Consider the following 23,282-nt stretch of genomic DNA (forward strand, 5'->3'; position numbering starts at 1 on the left):
GGCCAGAGGCGAGCGGAGCGGCCAGGATTCGGCGCTCCACACGGCGGGGACGGCACTTGAGTCGTCGGCACTACAGGGCAAGGGCGCGCGGGAGGGAAACGGGGTGCGCGACATCACGGCAGCGGGCGCATCACCCCAGGACGTCGACGCGCCCGCGCACCAGACGCCGCCGGGCGGCGATGACGCCCCGCGCGCCCAGGGTGTTCCGCCTCACGTTCCGCCGCCCGCCGAGGGCGGCGCCGCGGCGCGCAACTCGGCCGTCCCACCGGCCGATTCGGGCGCCCCGGTGGAGGACGCTCCGGCGCACGACCCGGGACGCGGTGCCCCGAACGCGGCGGCGGCAGGGCACCATGGACCGATGCGCGACAAGGCGGCCGACGAGCAGAGGGGGTCCCGGATGGCCGCGGGAAGCATCGGTGCCCTGGTACGGCGCGCCGCCGAAGGCGACGAGCAGGCCACGCACGACCTGCTGGCGCACGTCCATCCGCTGGCGCTGCGCTACTGCCGCACCCGGCTGTCCCGGCTGCCCGGTGACGCCCGGCACTTCGTGGACGACCTCGCGCAGGAGGTCTGCCTGGCCGTGCTGTGCGCGCTGCCGCGCTATCGCGACCAGGGCCGCCCCTTCGAGGCGTTCGTCTTCGCCATCGCCTCGCACAAGGTCGCCGACCTCCAGCGGTCGGCCATGCGCGGTCCGGGCTCGACCGCGGTCCCGTCCGAGGACCTGCCGGAGACCCCGGACGACTCGCTCGGCCCGGAGGAGCGCGCGGTGCTCAGCAGCGACGCCGAGTGGGCGAAGGCGCTGCTGGCGAATCTGCCCGCGACCCAGCGCGAGCTCGTGCTGCTGCGGGTCGCCGTCGGGCTGACGGCGGAGGAGACCGGGCAGATGCTGGGCATGTCGCCGGGCGCGGTACGGGTCGCCCAGCACCGAGCACTGAGCAGGCTGCGGGCGCTCGCCGAGCAGGCGGAGGCGATGCGGGCCGACGGCGCCAGAGGACTCACGGCATAGCGGCGTTCCGGACGCACGGCGTACCGGGCACATCAGGGCCCCGGAACATCACGTTCGGGGGACAGCACACAGCGGAGGGACGGGCCGCCGGATCAGGCCGAAAGCAGCCGGACGGGAATGGTCGCGAACCCCAGTAGCATGGGATGCCACGCCGGGCAAGAGCATTGGGGAAGGTGTCATGACTGCGAACGCCGACGGAGTGGCCGAGAAGATCGCCGAGAAGTTCGGCTACCTCGGGCTCACCTACGACGACGTGCTGCTGCTGCCGGGCGCGTCGGACGTGGTTCCGAACCAGGTCAGCACCGCTTCCCGGATCACCCGGAACATCAAGGTCAACATCCCGCTGCTGTCCGCGGCGATGGACAAGGTGACCGAGGCCCGGATGGCCATCGCGATGGCCCGTCAGGGCGGCGTCGGCGTACTGCACCGGAACCTGTCGATCGAGGACCAGGTCAACCAGGTCGACCTGGTCAAGCGCTCCGAGTCCGGCATGGTCACCGACCCGATCACGGTGCGCCCGGACGCCACGCTCGCCGAGGCCGACGCGCTGTGCGCCAAGTTCCGGATCAGCGGTGTGCCGGTCACCGACGCGGCGGGCAAGCTGCTGGGCATCGTCACCAACCGCGACATGGCCTTCGAGTCCGACCGCAGCCGCCAGGTGCGCGAGGTCATGACCCCGATGCCGCTGGTCACCGGCAAGGTCGGCATCTCCGGTACGGACGCCATGGACCTGCTGCGCCGCCACAAGATCGAGAAGCTGCCACTGGTGGACGACCAGGGCCGCCTCAAGGGCCTGATCACGGTCAAGGACTTCGTCAAGGCTGAGCAGTACCCGAACGCCGCCAAGGACGCCGACGGCCGACTGCTGGTCGGCGCCGCGGTGGGCGTCGGCGACGAGGCGTTCGTCCGTGCCGAGGCGCTGGTGGTGGCCGGTGTCGACTTCCTGGTCATCGACAGCGCGCACGGCCACAGCCGCGGCATCCTCGACATGGTCGCCAAGGTGAAGGCCAACCTGCGCACCGAGGTGGTGGCAGGCAACGTCGCCACCCGGGACGGCGCCCAGGCGCTGATCGACGCGGGCGCCGACGGCGTCAAGGTGGGCGTCGGCCCGGGTTCCATCTGCACCACCCGCGTGGTCGCCGGTGTCGGCGCGCCGCAGGTGACCGCGATCTACGAGGCGTCGCTGGCCGCGGGTCCGGCGGGCGTTCCGCTGATCGGCGACGGTGGCCTGCAGTACTCCGGTGACATCGCCAAGGCCATCGCGGCCGGTGCCGACACCGTGATGCTGGGCAGCCTGCTGGCCGGGTGCGAGGAGTCGCCCGGCGAGCTGCTGTTCATCAACGGCAAGCAGTTCAAGTCCTACCGCGGCATGGGCTCGCTCGGTGCGATGCAGGGCCGCGGCCAGGCCAAGTCGTACTCCAAGGACCGCTACTTCCAGGACAACGTGCTCTCCGAGGACAAGCTGGTGCCCGAGGGCATCGAGGGCCAGGTGCCCTACCGCGGCCCGCTGGCGGCCGTGGCGCACCAGCTGATCGGCGGCCTGCGCTCGTCCATGGGGTACGTGGGCGCGGCGACCGTGCCGGAGCTGAAGGAGAAGGGCCGCTTCGTGCGCATCACGGCGGCGGGCCTGAAGGAAAGCCACCCGCACGACATCCAGATGACCACCGAGGCGCCGAACTACCACGCGCGCTGACACCCGTCCGACCGGCGGCGAGCCCGCGTCCCGCAAGGGCCGCGGGCTCACGCCTGCCGTCTCGGGGATACTGGACGAGCAGGCCACGAAGAAAGGCGAACAGTGACTGAGATCGAGATCGGGCGGGGCAAGCGCGGCCGCAGGGCCTACGCATTCGACGACATCGCCGTCGTCCCGAGCCGGCGCACCCGGGACCCCAAGGAGGTCTCGATCGCCTGGCAGATCGACGCCTACCGCTTTGAGCTGCCGTTCCTCGCCGCGCCGATGGACTCGGTGGTCTCCCCGGAGACCGCGATCCGCATCGGCAACCTCGGTGGCCTCGGCGTGCTCAACCTCGAGGGCCTGTGGACGCGGTACGAGGACCCGGAGCCGCTGCTGGCCGAGATCGCCGAGTTGGACGACACCTCGGCGACCCGGCGGTTGCAGGAGATCTACGCGGCCCCGATCCGCGAGGACCTGATCGGCCAGCGCATCAAGGAGGTGCGCGACGCGGGCGTGGTCACCGCCGCCGCGCTCTCGCCGCAGCGCACCGCGCAGTTCTCCAAGGCCGTGGTGGACGCGGGCGTTGACCTGTTCGTGATCCGCGGCACCACGGTGTCGGCCGAGCACGTTTCGAGCTCGCACGAGCCGCTCAACCTCAAGCAGTTCATCTACGAGTTGGATGTGCCGGTGATCGTCGGCGGCTGCGCCACGTACACCGCCGCGCTGCACCTGATGCGTACCGGTGCCGCGGGTGTGCTGGTCGGTTTCGGCGGCGGTGCGGCGCACACCACTCGCAACGTGCTGGGCATCCAGGTGCCGATGGCGACCGCGGTCGCCGATGTGGCGGCGGCCCGCCGGGACTACATGGACGAGTCCGGCGGCCGGTACGTGCACGTCATCGCGGACGGCGGCTTCGGGGCCAGCGGTGACCTGCCGAAGGCGTTCGCCTGCGGTGCGGACGCGGTCATGATGGGCTCGCCGCTGGCGCGCGCCACCGATGCTCCGGGCCGGGGCTTCCACTGGGGCATGGAGGCGGTGCACGAGGAACTGCCGCGCGGCAAGCGGATGAACCTCGGTGCGGCCGGGACCACCGAGGAGATCCTCCTCGGCCCCTCGCACGCCCCGGACGGTTCGATGAACTTCTTCGGCGCGCTGCGCCGCGCGATGGCGACCACCGGCTACTCGGAGCTCAAGGAGTTCCAGCGGGTCGAGGTCACCGTCGCGCCCGCCGCCGCGCACCGCTGACACCGCGTAGAAGGGGCGGTCCCGGGCTTGCGAGTCCGGGGCCGCCCCTTTTGCGTCTGCGCCACCGGGCTCAGCGGTTGCGGCCCACCCGCCGGGTGACGGCCCAACCCTCAAGGCCCGCTATGCCGAAGAACAGGAAGTCCTTGGCGTCCAGGCCGTTCTGCCACGCCTTGAGCAGCGCACCGAACTGGCCGAAGAACAGGTGGACGAACGACAGGCCCGGGTCCAGGTGGGTTGCGAGCCAGGCGATGCCGATGAGTTGGCCGAGCCAGACCGCGAGCAGTGAGAAGACGATGCCGAGCACCGGCAGCGCGGCGTTGCGCCCGCCCGCCTTGCCCATCGCGGCGCCGATCAGCAGCCCGACGACGAGCGCCACGTAGCCGATCTCGTGGTTGGTGAACCGGATGATGGCGGCGTACAGCAGCGCGGCGACCACCGCCGTGCCGAGACCCGCCAGCACGCCGGCGCCGACGGTGTCCGGGCGCCGCGGTATGGCGGCCACCGGCGGCACCGGCTGCGCCGCGTAGGGATTACCGGCGGGCGGCGGGTAGCCACCGGGGGCCGGTGCCTGGGGCGGCGGGTAGCCACCGGGGGCCGCGGCATGCGGCTGCCCCGGCGGAAATCCGTAGCCGGGCTGGGGCTGCGGCTGCTGTCCGTAACCCGGTTGGGCGTACGGGTTGTTGCCGGATGGCTGCGGCCAGGGCTGGCTCATGGTGTTGTCCCCCGTGAATGAGATTTTCGGCCAGAGGCTAGCAGTGGGCTCTGACAGGGGCTCAACAGCTTGGCTGTAAGGGCGAGGTAAGGGGTCGGGCCGACTGCCGCTCAAGGGGCAGATAAATACGACTATGGCAATAATTAGTGTTTATGGCGCAGAAGAAGACGTTCTCCAGTCGTGACATGGGTATCGACCTCGGCACCGCCAACACGTTGGTGTACGTCCGAGGGCAGGGAGTCGTGCTCAACGAGCCGTCAGTGGTGGCCGTCAACGCCGTCAGTGGCGAGGTGGTCAGCGTGGGCACCGAGGCGAAGTCCACCATCGGCCGAACACCGACGCACATTGTGGCGGTCCGTCCGCTGCGCGACGGCGTGATAGCCGACTTCGAGATGGCCGAGCGGATGCTCGCCCACTTCATCCGCAAGGTGACGGGCAATCGGCGTTACGCACGCCCCAGGGTGGTGATCTGCGTGCCGTCGGGGATCACCGGTGTCGAGCGGCGCGCGGTCATCGAGGCCGCGACCAACGCGGGTGCCCGCCAGGTGCATCTGGTCGATGAGCCGATGGCGGCGGCCATAGGCGCGGGCCTGCCGGTGAGCGACCCCATAGGCTCCATGGTGGTGGACATCGGCGGCGGCACCACCGAGGTCGCGGTGGTCTCGCTGGGCGGCATCGTGGCGGCCCGCTCGGTGCGCATCGCGGGCGACGCGATCGACGCCGCGATCATGTCGTACGTACGGCGAGAGCACTCGCTGATCATCGGCGAGCGCACCGCCGAAGAGGTCAAGATGGCCATCGGTTCGGCCGCCCCCGCGGGCGCCTGGTCGGACCGGGCGCACCGCCTTGACGAGGAGTTGGACCCGGAACTCGACCGGGAACTCGACCGGGAACTGGGCCGGGAACTGACCCAGCGCTTCGACGGACGCCCCCCGCTGGGTGCCGAGGGGAACGAGGGCGACGACGTGCCGGCGGGCGATGTGGAGGTCACACAGACGCTGCCCAGCGCGGAGCGCTGCCGGGTGCGCGGCCGGGACCAGGTCAGCGGGCTGCCGAAGAACCTGGACCTCGACGCCGACCAGGTGCGGCACGCGATCAGCGAGCCGGTGGACTCGATCATGGACGCGGTGCGCCACACCCTCGACCTGTGCCCGCCGGAGCTGGCGGGCGACATCATGGATCGCGGCATCGTGCTCACCGGCGGCGGCGCGCTGCTGCGCGGTCTGGACGAGCGGCTGCGCACCGAACTGCAGATGCCGGTGATCACCGCCGAAAAGCCGCTGGACTGCGTGGCGATCGGCACCGGCAAGTGCGTTGAGGACTTCGCGTCGTTGAAGCGGGTGCTGGACGCCTCGCCGCCCTCGTACACGCACGCCGTGGCGAGGGTCTGACGGCGTCGTCGGGCCGGGTGCCCGCGGCAAGTGACGCGAGTGGTCCGTCGCGCGTTGAGTGGAGCAGACGACGGCGAACACGGACGGGGGTACGTGGCCAGGTGGCGTACGGCGCTGGGGTGCCCCCTGCCGGCTATCAGGGGAGTGCGGTGGGGGCGCGCGGCCGTGCGCTGCGCGCCGTAGTGCTCGTGGGCCTCGCCGCCCTGCTCGGCGGGCTGGCGCTGGGGCCGCTGGCGATGCTCGCGCTGGGCGCCCCCGGCACGGCGGACGGCGCGGACGCCCCGGTCCTCACTCCCCGCTCACCCCGCAGCGGCCAGGACGACACCGGCGCCACGTATCCCGTCGACGTCATCATGGACACGCTGACCCCCGCCGTGCCCAAGCCCGACTCGACGGTCACCGTCACCGGACGCCTGGTCAACAACACGACCCGGCAGATCACCGGCGCCCACCTGGGGGTGCGGGTCGACCAGGAGGGTGAGATCGCCGGGCACACCGTGGACGTCGCGCCGCTGGTGCCCGGTCAGAGCCTGCCGTTCACCTTCGACGTGCCGGTGTCCGCGCTCGGCCTGTCCGCCGCCCGGGACTACCGGATCGGCCTCGCGTTCGTGGGCGAGGACGGCACGGTACTGGGACTGCTGCGCACCCATCTGCCGTGGTACCCGCCCAACACCGGGGGGCCGCCACTCAACGTCGCGGCGCTCTGGCCGCTCACCGACACGCCGCACATGGAGGCGGTTTCGCTCGGCACCGGGGAGAACGCCAAACCGGTGTTCCGGGACGACGCGCTGGCGGACGAGTTCGCGCCGGGCGGCAGACTGCGCCAGGTGGTCGCCGCGGGCGCCGGGCTGCCGGTCACCTGGGTGGCCGACCCGGGGCTGCTGGACGAGGCGCGCTCCATGGCGAGCGGCTACCAGGTCGCCAAGACCCCGGACAGCGGCAATCCGCAGGACAGCCGCAGGGGCACCGGCGACAAGATGGCGACCGCCTGGCTGACCGCGGTCAAGAGCGCGGCCAGGGGACGCACGGTGGCCGCCCTGCCGTACGCCGATCCCGACCTGGCATCCATCGCCCACAACGGCTCCAGCCGTGACGCCCTGGCCGCGCAACTCGGGCCCGCGGTGGGGCTCGGCGGCCAGATCGTGGCGGGCACGCTGGGCGGCCCGCCGCACACCGAGATGGCGTGGCCCTACGGCGGCGCGGTGGACCGGTCGATCGTCTCGCTCACCGGAAAGCTCGCCCTGAACACCGTGGTCTCCTCCGGTGTCGGGCTGTCCACCGGCACCTCGCAGCCCCGGGTGTCGCTGGGCGGTGCGGCCACCGCCTTGGTGGGTGACCCGGCGTCGGACGCGGTGCTGGAGCGCGACCTGACCGGCGAGGGCGACCCCGTGGCGGCCCGTCAGGAGCTGCTGGGCGACCTGCTGGACGCACAGCGCCGCTCGCCCGACACCCAGAGTGGGCTGGTGGTGGTGCCGCCCCGGCAGCTGACCGGGCAGGCGGCGCAGGTGCTGGCCGACGCGTTGCGGTCGGCGAGCGACGCGGGCTGGATCCACCTCGTCGCGCCTGAACAGGTGGCCGACAAGCCGCCGCCCGCGACGGTCGCGACGGTGGGCGGCTACCCACAGGAGCTGCGGGACACCGAGCTGTCCACCCAGGACATCAAGGCGGTGGACAGCATCCAGCCGGACCTGGACACGCTGTCCCGGGTGCTGTCCGATCCGGACCGTACGACGAGCGCGGTGCACCGGGCGATGCTGCGCGCGGTCTCCACCGGCTGGCGGACCAACACCCAGGGCGCGGAGTCGTACTCCGAGGGCGTGGAGGCGTACGTCGACAATTCCATCACCTCGGTGCGCCTGTTGCCCAAGGTCGGCGCGCTCACCGTGGCGGGCGGCTCCGCATCGGTACCCGTCACCCTTGTCAACGGGCTCCAACAGGGCCTGGCCGGACTGGAGTTGCGGGTCACCTCCTCGATGCCGAGCCGGTTGACGGTCACCACCCCGTTGATCCCCATCACCGCGCCCGCCGCCGCCAACCACACCGAGCAGATCAAGGTCGAGGCCCACACCAACGGACCTGTTCAGGTCACCGCCCGGCTCTACACCAAGGCCAACGGCAGACCGTGGGGCGATCCGCTCACCTTCCGGGTGACCGTCCGCAAGTTCTCGGTGGGCGCGGTGGCGATCATCGCGGGCGGGGTGCTGCTGGCACTGCTCGCGGGCGCCTACAAGATGCGCCAGGCGCGCCGCAGGGGCCGGGACTGACCAAACACGTTCGCCCGCTGGCTCTGGAGCCGACCGATCGCGTTCGCCCGGCGCCGGAACTGACCGAAAACGTTCACAGTCGGGCTGCGGCGCACGCCGGAGTCGCGCCCCGGGTGTCGAGCAGCAACTGCGCCTTGACCGCCAGCCCTTGCAGGTCGTAGGTGCGGTGGTGCTGGAGCAGCACGGTGAGGTCGGCCTCCGCGGCGGCCTCCCACAGCGAGTCGGCGCGTGGCACCGGACGGTCCATCACGCGCCACTCCGGCACATAGGGATCGTGGTAGCTCAGTGCCGCCCCCAGGTCGATCAACCGGGAGCCGACCTCCCGTGCGGGGGCGCCCTCCTGGTCGGCCAGGTCGGCCTTGTAGGTGACGCCGAGCAGCAGCACCCTGGCGCCGCGCACCGACTTGCCGTGCTCGTTGAGCAGGGTGGCGCAGCGCTGTACGACATAGCGCGGCATACGCCCGTTGACCTCCTGCGCGAGTTCCACCATGCGCAGCGGGTATCCCAGCGTCCGGCCCTTGTACGCGAGGTAGTTGGGGTCGAGCGCCACGCCGTGGCCGCCTACGCCGGGGCCCGGCCGGAACGCCTGGAAGCCGAACGGCTTGGTCTCCGCGCAGCGGATCACGTCCCACAGGTCGATCCCCGCGTCATGGCAGAAGACCGCCATCTCGTTGACGAGCGCGATGTTGACCTGCCGGTAGTTGGTCTCCAGCAGCTTGACCGCCTCGGCCTCGCGTAGTCCGCGGGTGCGCACCACGCGTTCGGTGAGCCGTCCGTAGAAGGCGGCGGCGGCCTCCGTACAGGCGGACGTCAGCCCGCCGATGACCTTGGGCGTGTTGGCGATGCCGTGCACTCGGTTGCCCGGGTCCAGCCGGTTGGGGGAGTAGGCCAGATGGAAGTCGCGTCCGGCGCGCAGCCCGGAGCCGTCTTCGAGGACGCCGCGCAGGAACTCCTCGGTGGTGCCCGGGTAGACGGTCGATTCCAGGATCACGGTGGTGTGGGGTCGCAACTGGGCGGCGAGGGTGCGGGCGGCCTCGGTGACCGCCGACAGGTCGAGCGCGCGGTCCTCGCCCAGCGGTGTCGGCGCGCAGATGACCGCGGTACGGGCCCGGCCGAGCGCCGCGGGGTCGTCCGTGGCGCGGAATCCGGCGGCGAGCATCCGGCGCACCGCCGCGGCGTTCAGCCCGTCGACCGGGGAGCGCCCGGCGTTCAGTCCGTCGACGACGGCGCGGTCGGTGTCATAGCCGATGACGCCGAGGCCGCTGGCCGCCGCGGCCTGGGCGAGCGGAAGGCCGAAGTGATGGAGGCCGAGGACGGCGAGGTCTGCGGGCACGGTGGTTCAGTCCTCTCCCGGAGGTCTGGTTGTGCCGAATGGCGCATTTAAGGTTAAGCGGACATATGACTGAAATTTAGTATTGAACGCTGTGCGTGGCGGAGTGTGGCGCGATCCATGGCCCGTATCGACCATCGCGAGGCGGTTTCGGACTGGCCGACGCCTCTGATGCCGGTCACCATCGAAACCACGGGGAGCGTGGGCGTCCGCAACGGGAGGCACAGTGAAGACCGCACTACTGGGGCCGCAGCAGCGTGGCGAGGCGTTGGCCCGGATGGCCGAGCAGGAACTCGACGTGCTGGTCGTCGGCGGCGGCGTGGTGGGCGCCGGGACCGCGCTGGACGCGGCGACCCGCGGCCTGCTCACCGGGGTGGTGGAGGCGCGTGACTGGGCGTCGGGCACGTCCAGCCGGTCCAGCAAGCTGATCCACGGCGGGCTGCGCTACCTGGAGATGCTGGACTTCGCACTGGTGCGCGAGGCGCTCAAGGAACGCGGGCTGCTCACCCAGCGGCTGGCGCCGCACCTGGTCAAACCGGTGCCGTTCCTCTACCCGTTGACGCACCACGGCTGGGAGCGGCTGTACGCCGGAAGCGGGGTCGCGCTGTACGACGCCATGGGCCTGTCCTCCGGGCACAGCCGCGGCCTGCCCGGCCACCGGCATCTGACGCGGCGCAAGGCGCTGCGGGTCGCGCCGTGCCTGCGCAAGGACGCGCTGGTCGGCGCGCTGCAGTACTACGACGCCCAGATGGACGACGCCCGTTATGTGGCCACCCTGGTGCGCACCGCCGCCTCCTACGGCGCGTTGGCCGCCAACCGGGCCCGGGTGGTGGGGTTCCTCCGCGAGGGGGAACGCGTTGTCGGTGCCAGGGTGCAGGATGTCGAACAGGGCGGGGAGTACGAGGTACTGGCCCGTCAGGTCGTCAACGCGACCGGGGTGTGGACGGACGAGACGCAGGCACTCGTGGGGGAGAGGGGGCAGTTCCATGTCAGGGCGTCCAAGGGCATCCACCTGGTCGTACCCAGGGACCGGATCCATTCGACGACAGGGTTGATCCTGCGTACCGAGAAGAGCGTGCTGTTCGTGATCCCGTGGGGGCGGCACTGGATCGTCGGCACCACCGACACCGACTGGGACCTGGACAAGGCGCATCCGGCCGCGTCCAGCGCCGACATCGACTACCTGCTGGAGCACGTCAACTCGGTGCTCGCGGTGCCGCTCAGCCGTGACGACGTGCAGGGGGTGTACGCCGGACTGCGCCCGCTGCTGGCCGGGGAGTCGGAGGCGACCAGCCAGCTGTCGCGCGAGCACATCGTGGCTCATCCCGTACCGGGCCTGGTCGTTGTGGCGGGCGGCAAGTACACGACGTACCGGGTGATGGCCAAGGACGCGGTGGACGCGGCGGTGCACGGACTGGACCGCGGGGTCGCGCGGTGCTGCACCGACGAGGTGCCGTTGGCCGGGGCGGACGGCTACCACGCGGTGTGGAACGCGCGGGCGCGGATCGCCGCCGAGGCGGGGCTGCATGTGGCCAGGATCGAGCATCTATTGAATCGTTATGGATCGTTGATTACCGAGCTGTTGGATCTGATCGCCGCGGACCCAACGCTGGGTGAGCCACTCGCCGCGGCCGACGACTACCTGCGGGCCGAGGTGGTGTACGCCGCCTCGCACGAGGGCGCGCGGCATCTCGACGACGTGCTCACCCGCCGTACGAGGATCTCCATCGAGACCTTCGACCGCGGGACTCTGAGCGCCCGTGAGGTGGCTGAACTCGTGGCACCGGTGCTGGGTTGGGACCAGGAACACCTGGAGAGGGAGGTGACGCACTACGAGAAGCGGGTCGAGGCAGAACGTGAATCGCAACGCCAACCCGACGATCTGACCGCGGACGCTGCTCGCTTGGGTGCGCCAGATATCGTGCCCCTCTAGAAAAACCGTGCGGCCACCGGGATCTCAGGCGTGACGGGGAGTGAGAGGGGTGGAGAGTGTCCGATCAGGGGCGGCTGGTGGCCGGGCGGTACCGGCTGGTCGAGCTGATAGGCCGGGGCGGCATGGGCACCGTCTGGAGGTCCGAGGACGAACTGCTCGGCCGTCAGGTCGCCGTCAAGAAGCTGCGCGTACCACCGCAGTTGCACGATGACGAGCGGGAGACGCTCTACGAGCGCACCCGCAGGGAGGCCCGCAGCGCCGCCCGGATCACCCACCCCAACGTGGTCGTGGTGCACGACGTGGTCGAGGACGAGGGCCTGCCGTGCATCGTGATGGAGTACGTGCCGTCCAGGACACTCGGTGACGTACTGAAGAAGGACGGTCCGGTGACGCCGCGTGAGGCCGCGCGGATCGGCCGCGGCATGGTCGCCGCGCTGCGCGCGGCACACCGCGCCGGAGTGCTGCACCGTGATGTCAAGCCCGCCAACGTGCTGTTGAGCGCCGAGGGCCCGGAGGGCGGCGGGAGTTGGCCGGGTGGACGCGTGGTGCTCACCGACTTCGGTATCGCCTCCGCGACCGGCACCTCCACCCTCACCCGCACCGGAGAGCTGATCGGCTCCTTCGACTACCTGGCGCCGGAGCGAATAACCGGCGGCACCGGCGGCCCGGCCTGCGACCTGTGGGCGCTGGGAGCGACGCTGTACCAGTCGGTGGAGGGCGTGGCGCCGTTCCGCCGGGACACCCCGATCGAGACCGCGTACGCCATCGCCTCCGAGCCGGTGCCCACCCCGCGCCGGGCGGGCCCGCTCACCTCGGTCATCGAGTCGCTGCTGGAGAAGGACCCCGACAAGCGGATGACCGCCGAGGAGGCCGAGCGACTGCTGGTCGCCTCCGTGGAGACGGTCGCCACCCGCGCCCCCCGGCCGACCCCGTCGTGGGCGCTGCGCGAGGCCACCGACGACCAGCCGACCGCCGTGGTCGGCCAGCGCGCCGCCGCCCCCGCCGCCGTCCCCGAGCAGCGCACCGAACCGGACCCCCAGGACCCGCAGGGCTCCCAGGACCCACAAGTCACCCAGCTCCCGCAGGGCACCCAGCGCCCCCAGGACACCGGTGACCTCTACGGCGAGCGGTCCGCCGAGGACCCAACCGCACAGGTCCACACCCCGACCGCCGCCGCCCCGGCGTCCGCCCAACCCGCGCCCCGCCCCGCCGACCCCGCACGGCACGACGCCCCCCGCACCGGACGCGGCAAGCGGGTGGCCGTCTGGTGTGCCGCCACCGTCGTCGTGGTGGCCGCGGTCGCTGCCGGCGGGCTGCTGCTGACCCGGAACGGCGGGGGGTCGGACGTCAAGCAGACGGCCGGCGGCGGAGCGTCCGGGGGGCCCTCGACGGGACCCGCGCCGACCGCGCCGCCCGGCTACCATGTGGTCGACGACCCGGCGGGCTTCACCATGGCGGTGCCCAACGGCTGGACCCGTCAGGTGAACTCGGACGGCCGCAACATCCACTATGTGGACACCCAGAGCAAGTGCGACCTGCTGGTGAGCATCGAGGACTACGCCGGGCCGAGTCCGTTGCAGCACTTCCGAGATCTGGAGGTCACGTTGAAGGGCGACAACAACGGCTACAGCCCCCTTCGGATGAACTCCACCCAGGCGCAGATCAACGGCCAGCAGGTGCCGGCCGCGATCTGGGAGTGGAAATGGAACGGCAAGGTCCGCACCTACCACGCCATTGACCTGGGCTTCGGCAAGGAGGGCGGCACGGAGTACGCGATCTACCTCTCGGCACCGGACTCCGAGTGGCAGCAGCGGCTTCCGGCCTTCGACAACGCGGTGAAGACCTTCCAGCCGCGCGGCTGAGACCGGTCTCGCTCATCTGCGATGACATTTACCGGTCGAAGTACCGGCGTATACCGGTCGAAGTATGAGCACTCGGTTCCGGAACCGGGGGCAGGCGTACCGATGTCCTACCCACAGGGGATGATGTGATGGGGCAGTCGCATCGACCCCGTGTCGACCCGTGCGCCGCCCGATGCACCGTCATATCGATCTGCAGAGGACGTTGATGACCCAGGCGCAAGGCACCACCGGCCGTCTCCTCGCCGACCGCTACCGCCTCGGCGAGGTCCTTGGCAAAGGCGGTATGGGCACGGTGTGGCGGGCGGTCGACGAGACCCTGGGCCGTACCGTCGCGGTGAAGGAGCTGCGGTTCCCCGGCAACGTCGACGACGACGAGAAGCGCCGCCTGATCACCCGCACCCTGCGCGAGGCCAAGGCGACCGCCCGGATCCGGGCGAACGGCGCGGTGACCGTCTTCGACGTGGTCGAGGAGGACAGGCGGCCGTGGATCGTGATGGAGCTGGTCGAGGGCCGCTCGCTGTCCGACGCGATCCGCGCCGACGGGCCGCTGCCACCCAGACGCGCGGCCGAGGTCGGCCTCGCCGTCCTCGACGTGCTGCGCGCGGCGCACCGCGAGGGCATCCTGCACCGTGACGTGAAGCCGTCCAACGTGCTGATCGCGGACGACGGGCGGGTGGTGCTCACCGACTTCGGCATCGCACAGGTCGAGGGCGACCCGTCGGTGACCTCGACCGGCATGCTGGTGGGCGCGCCGTCCTACATATCTCCCGAACGGGCCCGTGGCCAGAAGCCGGGACCGCCGTCCGACCTGTGGTCGCTGGGCGCGCTGCTGTACGCGGTGGTCGAGGGCCGCCCGCCGTACGACAAGGGCTCGGCGATCGCCACGCTCACCGCCGTGATGACCGAGCCCGTCGATCCGCCGAAGGTCACCGGACCGCTGGCGGACGCCATCCACGGTCTGCTGATCAAGGACCCGGTGAAGCGCCTCGATGAGCCGGGCGTAAGGGAGTTGCTGAAGGAGGCGGTCAACGCCCCGGAGGCGCCGGACGCCGAGGAGACCCGCATGATGGCGATCCCGGCCGATCCGCAGCCCACCCCGACCGACGCCCGGCCGCTGTCGTTCCAGCAGGAGAAGATGCTGGGCGCGCTGCGGGCGTTGACCAACGCCGCCACCGCGAAGTCCGACCCCGAGCCGAAGTTGAAGCCGGTCGCGGTCACCTCGCCGTTCTCTCCCACCCGCACCTCCGGCTTCCCCCCGGCCCGCGCACCGCTCAGCGACGTCGTGCCGCGCCGCACCCTGGTGATAGTGGTGACGGTGGTGGTGCTCGCCGTGCTGGGCGCCATCATCGGCACGGCCTTCGCCGCCGACCGCGCCGACGGCGCCGTGTCCGGTCAGCGGCCCGGCGCCTCACACGCGTCCGGTATGCCCGACGACCGCATGGCGGACCTTCTTCAACACGTTCAAACCGGTCAACCGACCGGCCATGAGCACGTATCGTAAAAAGGCTCAGACTGTCCGTCGCCGACCGAGGTTGACCGAAGACGGCTTGGCCGAAAGCCGTCTGCCCAGAAACCGAACATCCGGCAGCCGGACGTCACCGTGCCGTGCGGCCGCCTGACCGAAAGCCGTGCTACCGCGTTCATGCGACGCTCATGGGGAGGAGCCGTGGACGAGTACGCCGGGCGGGTGCTGGCGGGCCGCTACCGGCTGCCCCGGCCGCCGGCCGACGAGTTCGAGCTGGTGGAGACCCGCGCCTTCGACACGTACAGCGGACAGGAAGTGCTGGTACGGCAGTTGCTGCTGCCCGAGGTCGTGCACGCCGAGGTGGTCGGCGACGAGACGGCGCCGGACGCCGCGCACAACGGTGCGGGGGACAGCGCGGGCCGCGCTCTCGAAGCCGCCAGGGCCGCCGCCGCGGTGCCGGACCATCCCGCGCTGGTCCAGGTCTTCGACGTCCTGGTGGAGGACGGCAGCCTGTGGGTGGTCTCCGAACTGGTCCCGGCCCGCCCGATCGCCTCGCTGCTGGCCGACCGGCGGCTGTCCCCGTACCGGGCCGCCGAGGTCGCCGCCGACCTGCTGGGCGCGCTGCGCGCACTGCACGCGCGCGGCTGGGCGCACCGCAACATCACCGCCCGCACCGTGCTGGTCTGCGAGGACGGCCGGGCGATGCTGGACGGACTGGCCTTCGGCGCCGCCCAGGAGGCGCTGTGCGGCTACGACCCGGTGCCGCGCGAGGTGCTGGCCGGCGCGGGCGGCGACGACCGCGCCGAGCGCGGCGGTTGGGGCGGCCCGGACTCCGCGCTGGCCCTGGAGCGCGCCCGGCAGGCCAGGATCACCGTGATCGGCCCGGTCACCGAGCGCTGGGCACCGGAGCAGGCCGGTCCGGTGCACCAGAACTGGCAGTTGGCGCCGCCCGTCGGCCCGGCGGCCGACCTGTGGGCGCTCGGCGCGCTGCTGTTCCGCTGTGTTCAGGGGCATCCGCCGTTCCCCGAGGAGAGCGCGGCCGAACTGGTCGACCTGGTCTGCGCCGAGCCACCCGCGCACGCCGAGGACTGCGGCCCGCTGCGTCCGGTCGTGGAGTCGCTGCTGCGCCAGGACCCCACCGAGCGGCCGGAGTTCGAGGAACTGAGCGGCTGGCTGCGCTCGTTGGTCCGCTCCGCGCCCGAGCCGGACATCGGCGCCCGCATGGTTCAGGTGCCGGCCGGTCCGGGCGACCCGCACAAGCTGCCCGTGGTGCGCCGCAGGGGCGAGCTGGTCCGGCTGCGCAGACGTCGCCGCACGGGCGGCGACGCGATGGCCGCGGCCCCGCAACACGGCCGGCACGCGCGCAGCCGCGGCCAGCGGCCCGCCCCGGCGGGCGCGGCCGGTGAGACGGTCGAAGTGCGGCGCCGCACTGGACAGTTGAGTCAGACCGCCGCAAGGGCGCCGCACCGGATGGGGCTGCTGCTGGTCGGCCTGGTCCTCCTGCTGCTGGCCGCGCTGGTGCTGTACGCGGTGCTGTTCATGCCCAAGGGCGCGGGCGGCGCCTCCAGCCGCTCGCTGCCCGCGCAGGTCTCCGGAGGCGTGACGGCGGGGCGGACGGAGCCCGCCTCGCAGGACGCTCCGACGCCCACCGACCACTCCACCCAGCAAGCCCCGTCGCTGGGATCGGACTTCACCGTACGCGGCGACCCGGCGGGGTTCTCGATCGCGGTGCACAACGGCTGGACCAGGGCCGCCGGCCCCAACGGCGAGACCGTCTTCTCCAGCGGCGGCGACATGATGCAGCTGGTCGTCGTGGTGGGCCGGGACAGCACGGCCGACTACGGCGCCGACCCGCTCGCCTACCTGGACAGGGAACCGGAGTTGGCGCCGTTCCGGTCCAGCGCATGGTCCTCGGCCGCCGGGCTCAAGCGCCTGGACGCGGGCGGGGCGGCCGCCGCGGAGGGCGAGTTCACCTGGCGCGACCCCGACTCCGGCAACCAGGTCTACGGTCGCGACATGGCGGTCGCGCGCGGTGGCCGGTACGACATCGTCCTGCTCACCGGACCCGACGACCAACGCTCGGTGATCTCCGAGTACTTCGACAAGGCGACGCTCACCTTCCGCGCGAACGGCTGACCGGCGCGGATCCGAACGGCGCGCCCTCCAACGGGTGAACGTCGCCGGGCGGGACGGCCGGCGGTGGTACACATCCCGGGTTGCCGTCGGCGCCCCGGTTGGCACCGGCAGTCCGGCCGAACGGCTCCAAGTCCGCTGTCCACCCGGCGAGTTGGGGAGTCCCGCATGTCCACCGAAACGACGGCACCGCTACGCCTGCCGCCCGCCCGCCCGGCGGAACGGGCGCCGTGTGACGTGACGGAACACCGGCTCTCCTTCGACGGGTTCGGCTACCTGTGCCGGGTGGTGTGGCAGGACGCCGCGGTCACCGAGCCGCTGGTACTGCTCGGCGGATCCTCCCAGGACCGGTTCTCCTGGGCGCGGCACGAGGAGCGGCTGGCCGAGGCGTGCACCGTGGTCACCCTCGACCTGCCCGGGTACGGTGCCGCCGAGCCGCTGCCCACCAGGTACGGCATCGACTTCCTGGCCGCCGCGGTGCGGCACACCCTGTACGAACTGGGCATGGCCAAGGTCAACCTGATGGGGGCCTGCTTCGGCGGCGCCATCGCGCTGCGCTTCGCCCAGCACTACCCGGACGCCCTGCGGCGGCTGATGCTCGCCGGCATGACCACCAGGGTGCCCCGGGAGTACGCGGAGGCGGTTCCGCGCTGGCTGCGGATGCTGGACGAGGACCGCCGTGAGGAGATGGCCGGCCAGCTGGTGGCGCGGTTCATGTCACCGTCCGGCGCCCGGCGGATCCGGCGGCACGCGGCCATCGCCCGACTGCTCCACCAGCAGTTCATGGCGCAGACGCCGCGGCAGATCGGCATGGCGGTGGTGGACCACAACGTCCGCCTGCTGAATCACGAGTGGTACCGCCCGGAACCGGTGCCACCGCTGTCCGCCCTGGTCTTCACCGGCGAGTACGACTCGCTCACCACTCCGCGGATGGGGCGGGAGACGGCGGCGCAACTCCCCGGTGCCGCCTTCCTGACGGTCAGGGACGCCGACCATCTGGTGCACATGGAACGCATCGAGGAGTTCACCGACCTCCTGTTGCGCTTCTGCACCGACCGCCCCATCGATGACCTGCCGTACTGCCACCCCGTCGAGTACCCGGGCGCCGGACCCGAGCGGACCGGTCCGTAACCGGGCATACGGCCCCTGGCGCGCGTACCGTGGAAGAAGACTCCAACCGTTCGCATCCCGTACGCGAGGAGGACCCCATGGCTGTCCGCGCGGACACCGCCGATGTCGTCGTCGTGGGGCTCGGCCCCGGCGGGGAGGAGGCGGCCGGACGGCTGGCCGAGGCGGGGCTCGACGTGGTGGGGGTGGAAGAGGGCCTTGTGGGGGGCGAGTGCCCGTACTACGGCTGTATTCCGTCCAAGATCATGGTGCGCTCGGCCGGGCTGCTGGCCGAGGGGCGGCGGATCACCGGGCACGCCGGCACCGCGATGGTGCACCCGGAATGGCGGCCGGTGACCCGGGCGGTACGCAAGGCCACCGCCGACTGGGACGACAAGATCGCCGTGGAACGGCTGATCGGTCGCGGTGTGCGGTTCCTGCGCGGCACCGGGCGGCTGACCGCCAGGGACGAGGTGACGGTCGCGGACGTGGACGGCAACGAGACCGCGGTGCGGGCCCGGCAGGCGGTGGTGCTGGCGGTCGGCAGCGAGCCCGCCGTACCGCCGATCCCGGGGCTGGCCAGGACGCCGTACTGGACCAACCGGGAGGCGATTCGGGTGGAGGAGGTACCGGGTTCGCTGCTGGTGATCGGCGGCGGGTCGATCGGGCTCGAACTCGGCCAGGTCTTCTGCCGGTTCGGCACCGCGGTCACCGTGGTCGAGGGCATGCAGCGGCTGCTGCCGCGCGAGGAGCCGGAGGCGCACGAGTTGCTGCTGAAGGTACTCACCGACAACGGCATCGAGGTGCACACCAGCGCCCGGGTCGGCGCGGTCGACTACGAGGAGGGCGCCGGCTTCACGTTGTACTGCGACCGCGGTGAACGGCTGGTCGCCGAGCGGCTGCTGGTGGCGACGGGACGGCGCAGCGATCTGGCGAAGGTGGGCGCGCTCGCCGTCGACGTGGACGCCGAGGCGCCCGCGCTCCCGGTCGACGAGCGGCTGCGGGTGGCGCCGCCCGTCAGCGGACGGCCCGGCATCTGGGCGCTGGGCGATGTCACCGGCAAGGGCGCCTACACCCATGTGTCGATGTACCAGGCGGACGTGGTGGTGCGCGGGATCCTGGGCGAGGGCGGTCCACCCGCCGCCTACCACGCGGTACCCCGGGTGACGTTCACCGACCCGGAGATCGGTGCGGTCGGGCTGACCGAGTGGGAGGCCCGTGAGCGGGGCCTGGCGGTGCGCACCGGGCTGGTGGACCTGTCGACAAGCGCCCGCGGCACCACCCACCAGATCGGCAACGACGGCTTCGTCAAGCTGGTCGCGGACATGCTCAGCGGTGTGCTGGTCGGCGGCACGACCGCCGGTCCGTACGGCGGTGAGGTGTTGGGCGCCCTGTCGGTCGCCGTGCACGCTCGCGTCCCACTGGCGGTACTGCGGGAGCAGATCTGGGCGTATCCGACGTTCCACCGGGCGATCGGGGACGCGTTGCGCCAGATCAAGTAGCTGTGGGCGGGTCGCGGTTCGCCCGGACACCGTCGTGGCCGCCGTGGGGCGTGCTCGCCGTCGCGGCGGGACCGTCTGCCGGAGGCAGGCCCCGTGCACCCCGGCAGGCAAAATCGGGTTACTGCCGGGTACACAAAACCCGGCGGGAGCCGTAACCTCGCGTGGCATGACGGACGCGCAGGAGATTTCCGCGAAGCCTCAACAGACGCCTCAGCAGACATCCGGCAACCCGGTCGCCCCCGAGGGCACCCGCGGGCCGGGCGATGTGGTCACCGCCGAACTGGTCACCCGGCTCACCCGGGGTGTCGCGGGCAGCGGCCGCACCGCCAACCACACCCCCTTCACCGGCGAGCGGCTCGCCGAACTGCCGGAGTCGGGCCCCGAGGACATCACCGGCGCCTTCGAGGCGGCCCGCGAGGCGCAGCGAGCCTGGGCCGCCGTACCGGTGCGGCAGCGCGCGGCCGTGCTGCTGCGCTTCCACGACCTCGTGCTGCGGCGGCAGTCCGAGGTGCTCGACCTCATCCAGGTGGAGACCGGCAAGTCCCGGCTGCACGCCCACGAGGAGGTGCAGGCTGTCGCCGTCGCCGCCCGGCACTACGGCCGCAAGGCGCCCGCCTATCTGCGCCCGAAGCGGCACACCGGCGTCGTGCCCGCCCTCACCAAGGTCAGCGAGCTGCGCCAACCACGCGGTGTGGTGGGCCAGATCGCGCCCTGGAACTACCCGTTCGAGCTGTCCGTCGGCGACGCGCTGCCCGCCTTCGTGGCCGGTAACGCGGTCGTGATGAAGCCCGACACGGAAACCGCGCTGACCGCGCTGTGGGCGCGCGAGCAGCTCATCGAGGCCGGACTGCCGCCCGCCGTCTGGCAGGTGGTGATCGGCGAGGGGCCGGTGGTCGGCCCGGCCGTGGTGGAGCACGCCGACTACGTCTCCTTCACCGGCTCCACCCGCACCGGGCGCGACGTCGCCCAGCGCGCGGCGGCCCGGCTGATCGGCTGCTCGCTCGAACTCGGCGGCAAGAACGCCATGTTGGTGCTGCGCGACGCCGACCTCGACAAGGCCGCCGAGGGCGCGGTCCGCGCGTGCTTCGCCTCGGCGGGACAACTGTGCATATCCATCGAGCGGTTGTACGTGCACTCCTCGGTCGCCGAGCCGTTCCTTGAGCGGTTCGCCGCGCGCACCCGCGCGTTGCGCCTCGGCAAGGGGCTGGCCTACGGCGCGGACATGGGATCGCTGGTCGGGCAGCGGCAGTTGGAGACGGTCACCCGGCACGTCGAGGAGGCGGTCAGCAAGGGCGCCACGGTGCTCGCGGGCGGTCGCGCCCGCCCCGACATCGGCCCGTTGTTCTACGAGCCGACCATCCTGGACGGTGTCCAGCCGCCGATGGCGGTGTGCACCGAGGAGACGTTCGGCCCGGTCGTGTCCGTCTACCGTTTCGACGACGAGGACGACGCGATCGCCCGCGCCAACGCCACGCCGTACGGCCTCAACGCCAGCGTCTGGACCAGGGACGCCCGCCGTGGCCGCGCGGTCGCCGCGCGCCTGCGCGCCGGGACGGTCAACGTCAACGAGGGCTACGCGGCGGCGTACGGCAGTGTGCAGTCCCCGATGGGCGGCATGAAGGACTCCGGCCTGGGCCGCAGGCACGGCTCCGAGGGCATCCTCAAGTACACCGAGCCGCAGACGGTGGCCACCCAGCGAATCCTGCCCATGGCCCCCTCGTTCGGCATGAACGACGAGGCGTACGCGGCCTTCATGACCCGCAGCCTGAAGGCGCTCAAGCGCCTGCACTTCCGCTGATCCCCCGGGGGTCTTCGGCCCCCGGACCGCCGCTCGCGGCCCCCAACCCGCCGTTCGACGAAAGGACTTCGCGTGGATCAGGAGTACCCCTACGACGTGATCGTGGTCGGATCCGGGTTCGGCGGATCCGTGGCCGCCCTGCGGCTGACGGAGAAGGGGTACCGGGTGGGGGTGTTGGAGGCGGGGCGGAGGTTTACCCGGGAGACGTTGCCCAAGACCTCGTGGGCGGTGCGCGACTACCTGTGGGCGCCCGCCCTCGGCCTCTACGGCATCCAGCGCATCCATCTGCTGGGCAGCGTCCTGGTGCTGGCGGGCGCCGGGGTCGGCGGCGGCTCGCTGAACTACGCCAACACCCTCTACGTACCGCCGGAGCCGTTCTTCACCGACCGCCAGTGGGGCCACATCACCGACTGGCGGGAGGAACTGGCGCCGTACTACGAGCAGGCCAGGAAGATGCTGGGGGTACGGCTGAACCCCACGCTCACCCCCTCCGACGTCCATCTGAAGGCCACCGCCGAGGAGATGGGCGTGGCGGACACCTTCCACATGGCGCCGGTCGGCGTGTTCTTCGGGGACGGCGAGGACGCCGGGGGATCGGCGAAGGTGCCACCGGGCACCGAGGTCCCCGACCCGTACTTCGGCGGCGCCGGACCGTCCCGCCGGGCGTGCGTGGAGTGCGGCGAGTGCATGACCGGCTGCCGGCACGGCGCCAAGAACATGCTCACCGAGAACTACCTCTACCTGGCCGAGAGGGCCGGTGCCGTCATCCACCCCATGACCACCGTGGTCGGCCTGGCCGAGGACCCCGAGCACGGCGGCTACCGGGTCGCCACCGTACCGACCGGCCGGCGCAGGGCCGCCCCGAAGGTGCTGCGCGCCCCGCACGTCGTGCTGGCCGCGGGCACCTACGGCACCCAGACCCTGCTGCACGCCATGCGCGACCGCGGTGAACTGCCCCGGATGTCCGCGAGGTTGGGCGAGCTGACCCGGACCAACTCCGAGGCGCTGGTCGGCGCGCAGACCACCGACCGCCGATACCGCGCCGCACACGGCGGCGAGCGCGCGGACTTCACCCGGGGGGTGGCCATCACCTCCTCGATCCACCCCAACGACACCACGCACATCGAACCCGTCCGCTACGGCAGGGGTTCCAACGCGATGGGCGCGCTGTCCGTGCTCCAGGTGCCGTACGGCGGACGCCTGCCGCGCTGGTTGTCCTATCTGGCCAACAGCGTCAAACACCCGACGCTGACGGCGCGTTCGCTGTCCAACCGCCGCTGGTCGGAGCGGACCATCATCGGCCTGGTGATGCAGACCCACGACAACTCCCTGACCACGTACCGGAAGCGCAAGGGGCTGGGCAAGGGGTTGTTGACGGCCCGTCAGGGACATGGCACGCCCAACCCCACGTACATACCCGAAGGCGCGCACGCGGCCCGGGTGCTGGCCGAGCAGATCAACGGCTTCGCGGGCAGCAGCGTCGGCGAGATCATGGATGTGCCGATGACCGCGCACTTCCTCGGCGGCTGTCCGATCGGCGAGGATCCGGAACACGGCGTGATCGACCCGTACCACCGGCTGCACGGTTATCCGGGCATCCATGTGGTGGACGGCTCGGCGGTCTCCGCGAACCTGGGCGTCAACCCCTCGCTGACCATCACCGCACAGGCCGAGCGCGCGATGTCGCTGTGGCCCAACAAGGGCGAGCCCGACCCGCGTCCGGCGCAGGGCGAGGGCTATGTGCGGGTCTCGCCGGTCGAGCCGCGGCGACCGGCGGTGCCCAAGGGCGCGTTCGCGGCGCTGGTGCTGCCGGTGCCGAAGGTGCCGCCGAGGGCCTGAGACGCGACCGGGACCCGCGC

The 23,282-nt window shown here is 71.9% G+C and carries 14 protein-coding genes and 1 pseudogene; 13 read left to right on the top strand and 2 right to left on the bottom strand.

Annotated features, from left to right (window positions below; genetic code table 11):
• The first annotated feature begins 397 nt into the window (after positions 1-397).
• The 3 genes from P3G67_RS17835 (at position 398) to P3G67_RS17845 (ending at position 3,926) form a co-directional block, all read left to right on the top strand.
• Positions 398-1,006 (top strand): sigma-70 family RNA polymerase sigma factor, encoded by a 609-nt coding sequence (locus P3G67_RS17835; protein WP_391858287.1) that lies wholly within the window; start codon positions 398-400, stop codon positions 1,004-1,006.
• Positions 1,007-1,184: 178 nt separating this feature from the next.
• Positions 1,185-2,699 carry an IMP dehydrogenase gene (gene guaB / locus P3G67_RS17840; protein ID WP_276094329.1) on the top strand — a complete coding sequence of 505 codons (1,515 nt, stop codon included), beginning with the start codon at positions 1,185-1,187 and terminating at the stop codon, positions 2,697-2,699.
• Positions 2,700-2,801: 102 nt separating this feature from the next.
• A complete protein-coding gene (locus P3G67_RS17845; RefSeq protein ID WP_276094330.1) occupies positions 2,802-3,926 on the top strand; it encodes a GuaB3 family IMP dehydrogenase-related protein in 1,125 nt (374 codons plus the stop codon).
• A gap of 70 nt (positions 3,927-3,996) precedes the next feature.
• Here the strand turns inward: P3G67_RS17845 and P3G67_RS17850 are convergent, their stop codons facing one another.
• A complete protein-coding gene (locus P3G67_RS17850; RefSeq protein ID WP_276094331.1) occupies positions 3,997-4,638 on the bottom strand; it encodes a hypothetical protein in 642 nt (213 codons plus the stop codon).
• Between the two features lie 152 nt (positions 4,639-4,790).
• Here P3G67_RS17850 and P3G67_RS17855 point away from each other — a divergent pair, with 152 nt between their 5' ends.
• Together P3G67_RS17855 and P3G67_RS17860 are read left to right on the top strand one after the other, a co-directional pair.
• Positions 4,791-6,029, top strand: coding sequence for a rod shape-determining protein (locus P3G67_RS17855; RefSeq protein ID WP_276094332.1), 1,239 nt, complete (start codon positions 4,791-4,793; stop codon positions 6,027-6,029).
• A gap of 149 nt (positions 6,030-6,178) precedes the next feature.
• Complete coding sequence (locus P3G67_RS17860) at positions 6,179-8,293, top strand: DUF6049 family protein (RefSeq protein ID WP_276094333.1); 2,115 nt, start codon at positions 6,179-6,181, stop codon at positions 8,291-8,293.
• A 73-nt stretch (positions 8,294-8,366) separates the two neighbouring features.
• On the opposite strand, the gene P3G67_RS17865 is transcribed toward P3G67_RS17860, so the two are convergent.
• Positions 8,367-9,626 (bottom strand): nucleotide sugar dehydrogenase, encoded by a 1,260-nt coding sequence (locus P3G67_RS17865; RefSeq protein ID WP_276094334.1) that lies wholly within the window; start codon positions 9,624-9,626, stop codon positions 8,367-8,369.
• A 223-nt stretch (positions 9,627-9,849) separates the two neighbouring features.
• On the opposite strand from P3G67_RS17865, the gene P3G67_RS17870 reads away from it, so the two are divergent.
• From P3G67_RS17870 to P3G67_RS17905, 8 genes and pseudogenes are all read left to right on the top strand, one after another.
• Positions 9,850-11,556, top strand: coding sequence for a glycerol-3-phosphate dehydrogenase/oxidase (locus P3G67_RS17870; protein ID WP_276094335.1), 1,707 nt, complete (start codon positions 9,850-9,852; stop codon positions 11,554-11,556).
• 56 nt (positions 11,557-11,612) lie between these two features.
• Positions 11,613-13,418: a serine/threonine-protein kinase gene (locus tag P3G67_RS17875; protein ID WP_276094336.1), complete on the top strand. Its 1,806-nt coding sequence runs from the start codon at positions 11,613-11,615 to the stop codon at positions 13,416-13,418.
• A gap of 205 nt (positions 13,419-13,623) precedes the next feature.
• Positions 13,624-14,838 (top strand): annotated as a pseudogene (locus tag P3G67_RS17880) (serine/threonine-protein kinase); the annotation flags it as partial.
• 246 nt (positions 14,839-15,084) lie between these two features.
• On the top strand, positions 15,085-17,019 hold the full coding sequence (locus P3G67_RS17885; protein WP_276094337.1) for a protein kinase: 1,935 nt from the start codon (positions 15,085-15,087) through the stop codon (positions 17,017-17,019).
• A gap of 165 nt (positions 17,020-17,184) precedes the next feature.
• The gene (locus P3G67_RS17890; RefSeq protein WP_276094338.1) at positions 17,185-18,147 is read left to right on the top strand and encodes an alpha/beta fold hydrolase; all 963 of its coding nucleotides are present in this window, start codon (positions 17,185-17,187) and stop codon (positions 18,145-18,147) included.
• 77 nt (positions 18,148-18,224) lie between these two features.
• Positions 18,225-19,625, top strand: a complete 1,401-nt coding sequence (locus P3G67_RS17895) for a dihydrolipoyl dehydrogenase family protein (protein WP_276094339.1) — start codon at positions 18,225-18,227, stop codon at positions 19,623-19,625.
• Positions 19,626-19,791: 166 nt separating this feature from the next.
• Positions 19,792-21,423, top strand: coding sequence for a succinic semialdehyde dehydrogenase (locus P3G67_RS17900; protein WP_276094340.1), 1,632 nt, complete (start codon positions 19,792-19,794; stop codon positions 21,421-21,423).
• Between the two features lie 72 nt (positions 21,424-21,495).
• Positions 21,496-23,262 carry a GMC family oxidoreductase gene (locus P3G67_RS17905; protein WP_276094341.1) on the top strand — a complete coding sequence of 589 codons (1,767 nt, stop codon included), beginning with the start codon at positions 21,496-21,498 and terminating at the stop codon, positions 23,260-23,262.
• Positions 23,263-23,282 lie beyond the last annotated feature (20 nt).

It is taken from the genome of Streptomyces silvisoli (assembly GCF_029269905.1).
GTDB classification, from domain to species: Bacteria; Actinomycetota; Actinomycetes; order Streptomycetales; family Streptomycetaceae; genus Streptantibioticus_A; species Streptantibioticus_A silvisoli_A.